This window comes from Plectonema cf. radiosum LEGE 06105, from assembly GCF_015207665.1.
GTDB classification, from domain to species: Bacteria; Cyanobacteriota; Cyanobacteriia; order Cyanobacteriales; family Nostocaceae; genus Rivularia; species Rivularia radiosa_A.
Genome location: NZ_JADEWL010000264.1, coordinates 1 through 4018 on the forward strand (window position 1 = coordinate 1; position 4018 = coordinate 4018).

General features: G+C 35.5%; 2 protein-coding genes. Both read left to right on the forward strand.

Features of this window, described 5'->3' with window-relative positions; translation table 11 throughout:
• Positions 1 to 193 precede the first annotated feature (193 nt).
• Positions 194 to 3103 (forward strand): pentapeptide repeat-containing protein, encoded by a 2910-nt coding sequence (locus tag IQ247_RS31650; RefSeq protein WP_193926150.1) that lies wholly within the window; start codon positions 194 to 196, stop codon positions 3101 to 3103.
• 126 nt (positions 3104 to 3229) lie between these two features.
• A complete protein-coding gene (locus tag IQ247_RS31655; RefSeq protein WP_193926151.1) occupies positions 3230 to 3991 on the forward strand; it encodes a hypothetical protein in 762 nt (253 codons plus the stop codon).
• Positions 3992 to 4018 lie beyond the last annotated feature (27 nt).

The following is a 4018-nucleotide window of genomic DNA, read 5'->3' on the forward strand; positions in this document are numbered from 1 at the left end:
GATGGGGAGATGGGGGGATGGGGAGAAATAATTATTTATTAACTCCGGTGCTACTAACTCCTAACTCTTAACTCCTAACTCTTAACTCCTAACTCAAAACTCAAAACTCCTAACTCCTAACTCAAAACTCCTAACTCTTAACTCCCAACTCTTAACTCCTAACTCCTAACTCCTACATCGACTGAGTATTTAAATGAACTTGAGTATTCGACATTGGTTGACAGAAAACTATATCGAAATAAGTCAAATAAAAGAGTTTTCGCAACCACAAATAACGGGTGTAGCGTTGCGAATGATTCGGGATATGGAAGTTAGAAACCCTTTACCGTTTGATATATGTACTTTAGCAGAAGTTCTGGAACTTCCTTTAGGGGTTGTTTGGGATGAAATTAGTGTATTTGCTCGGCTAACACAGAGTATTTTGGGTGTATTGGCACAAAATAAGCCTTTTAAACGTAATGAAGCGACTTGGTTGGCTTTTCAAGTTGCTTATTTACAAGCTTTGGAAGAAGTTTTAATTGAGGAAGAAAGTCTTTCACGGATTTGGTTGGAAAGGACTTTATTACCGAAGAATAAAGTAACAAGACTACAAGAAGAAAATTTATTTACTAATGGTTCGGTAAAAGCTTTGCGGGATGAGCATTTGCAAGCTTTTATCAAAATTTTCCGTGGTGAGAAACTCAACGATGTACAAGCGGAAGAAGCGTTACATAAAGTTACTCATTCTTCTTTTGTGCAACAAATTAATCATATTGCTGTAGCTTGGTTAGTTGCCAATACCGTTCCAAAAGTAGAAGCAGAATTGATTATTCGACGTTTAGAACATAAACTTTTGGGACATTTAATTGTAGTTGTCAGCGAAAATTCGACAAGTTTGGTTCAATTACAAAAATTTTTTAAAATTGGAAATTCTCTAGAATTAAGAACTACGGAAATTCATTGGAGTTCGGAAGATAAAATTGATTGTAATAAACAAAAATATCGAGCCAACTTAATCAAAAAACTCGGTGAACCACTGTTAATAGAATCATTTGCTCTTAAAGATGTATACGTTCCACCCAAAGGTATCCCTCTAAAGGGAAATTATCAGCCTGTAGATTTAATGAAGTGGGTGGTTTCCCAATTAGAAGATTTAGAAACAATTACTATAATTGAGTCAGATAGTGGTTATGGAAAAACCAGTTTCTGTCAAATATTTGCTGCAAGAGTAGCGCGAAAGTTTTACCCAGATTGGATGCCGATTTTAATTAATCTCAGTGATATTGAAGAAAGAGAAACTTTTTTAGAAACTCTTGAATCTGCTTTAAGAAATAACTACAGAATAGACTTATCGGATTGGCTCAAAGTTACTCATCATAAATATTTATTAATACTTGATGGTTTAAATGAATTGTCTCCTTCTACTACTGTGAGTGCCATTTTTATCCAGCAATTGTTTAAGTTTCAAGGGGAAAAAAGACATAAAATTATTTTGACCAGTCAAAGTTGGGTTTTACAGGATATCGCTAGTAAAGCAGCATCAAAATTACAGCGAATTAAGATTCAACCTTGGGGACAAGATGAATGGAAGCAGTGGTTTGCAAATTTATCAAAAGTGCAATCGATGACTGTTGCTCAAAACTTGTTTACATTATTGAAAACAAATAAAGCTTTTTCTCAAAACTCTCACTTTTTACTTGCAGAATTTGTCCGTCATCCTTTAACATTATATTTACTTGCAGTTTTACACAGCAATAAACTACTTGATGATGAAATATTACAACTAGCAACCAATCCTCAAATCACAAATAGCGCTACAGTATTATGGAGGATTTATGAGGGTATTGATCAATGGTTATTCGGTTATTCATCCGGTATGGTTTCTAGATATATTCATCCCCAAGAATTACCTGATGAAATACAATCTGTAGCGCTGAAAATTTTATTATCCGGGAAGAAAAAGATTAATTTAACAGGTAATTTTAATAAACTATCAGCATTTTATTTTAAACCATTATCCAATGTCCAATTTTCTCACTCTCAGTTAGGAGAATACCTCTGTGCTAAAGCAATAATTAGTCAATTAAAAATTTTGATAAAACGCGATCGCAATAATTATGCAGAAATAAATTTTACTATAGATTCTCCCCAAACTGTCGCTGAACATCTTTATAATTTACTAGGTTACGGTATTCTTACCCCAGAAATCGAAGAACTTGTGATTGAGGGATTGCGAAGAGAAAAAAAGCATAAATTCTCCTTTGAATTATTATGCAATCGTTTACAATCATTTTGGTACGCTTACTGTCGGGGACGTTGGTTAGATCAAGGAATAGCACATCAAGCTTGGTCTTATTTTAAACAGCTGCAAAACCCTGTAAATGTAGAACAGGTAAATGCAGCAGTGGGAATAAATGTATTTTTATTGCTGAGTGCTTGTTACCGAGAAACAAAACAAACTTTTTCACCCTGTGGAAATCCAACTTTATTAACAGAATTTCAACCTGAAGCATTAATGAAATTGATTGCGAAAACGGCAGTTTTTCACCCAGACATGACAAGAGTGCGAATTGGTGAAAAATCTTTGACATTCCTCAATTTATCAAAAGCCGATTTAACACAAGCAATATTAGCCCAAGTCAATTTTACTAATACAGATTTATCAAATGCTCAGCTAAAAAATGCCTGTTTAGTAGGTGCAAATCTTGCCGATGCAAACCTAACTGGTGCGAATTTAACAGGTGCAAATTTAGCAAACGCAAATCTCACAAATGCTACACTTACTGGTGCTAATCTCACAGGTGCTAACCTATTAGGAGTAAATCTCGATTTGGTCAATCTTTCCAACGCTTGTTTATTTCAAGCTATCATTGCAGAGGCTCACAAAGAAACTGCTCTCGCAAATGGTGCCGTATTTTCTTTAGATAAATTTGAGGAACTTCAACGTTTGTTATCGTATCAATCACAACCATATGATACAAATACAGGAGAACAAACCGAAATTGCATTTAATCAAATTCCCTCCATAGGGCAAATCGAAAGCGTAGAAGGAGAGCCGAGTTCACCTTTAGAATTAGATGATGATATCGAAGATGAAACCGTTTTAGGAACTACGGATTTTTAAGTTAGTGGACAGTTGACAGTTGACAGTTGACAGTTGACAGTTATTTATTCTCAATCTATAACATGCAGACCTTTAACCTTTGACCTTTAACCTATTTTTTACGTTATATTTTGATTTTTAACTAAAATGATACGAGTCTATCATGTATTGCTGGGTTTTATACTGATTCCTGTCGGTGTTGCAACTGGTATTTCTTATTATTCTGCTGATAAACACTCAGAAGCAAGTTCGATCAAAACACCAACTTCAACTTTACTGAGTACAAAATCCGCTGCAACTAATATTTGGGAAAATGTCATCGAAGAGGCTGCCCTTCCACCTGGTTGGAAGATTAATCCTTGCAAGCAAAATAATAGTTCTTTACTATGTGTCTCTGGGAATGGGAAACCTTTGGGTACGGTGGCAATGGAAATTTTACCCTTGGAGCGACAGCCTTATTTTCAACAGATGCTGCTTGATGCTGGTATTCCACCTAATTCCAGTGTAAATTATCAAAGTCCTAGATATATTGCACAGGTGGCTACAGCACTTAATTTATGGGTGACAAATCATTACACAGAGTTAGCTAAAAGCCGTAAATATGCTTACGCCGATAAATTAAAAACTGCCAAAACTGCGGATGGTATATTGTTTTCTCCTTATCCACTACAAAAAGCACAGGTTGGTAGGCTTGAAGGAGTGCGTTACGGTTTTGCTGGACTTAAACAAAAGGGTGGGGTATACGAGCAGCATACAGGTTATGTTGCTTTTGATGGTAAAGCGATTTATTTAATTAACACTGCCTTTGCTCCCGATTTAACAACTGCTAAGTTTGAAAATTTGGAAAATTTGTCGGTGTTTGAACCGTATTTAAATGCAATTGTGGCGAATTTGAAGTTACCAAATTAAAGGATGGGGAGATGGGGAGATGGGGAG

Coding starts and splice junctions, on each gene's coding strand:
- IQ247_RS31650 (WP_193926150.1), top strand. CDS start 194: ATGAACTTGAGTATTCGACATTGGTTGACAGAAAACTATATCGAAATA.
- IQ247_RS31655 (WP_193926151.1), top strand. CDS start 3,230: ATGATACGAGTCTATCATGTATTGCTGGGTTTTATACTGATTCCTGTC.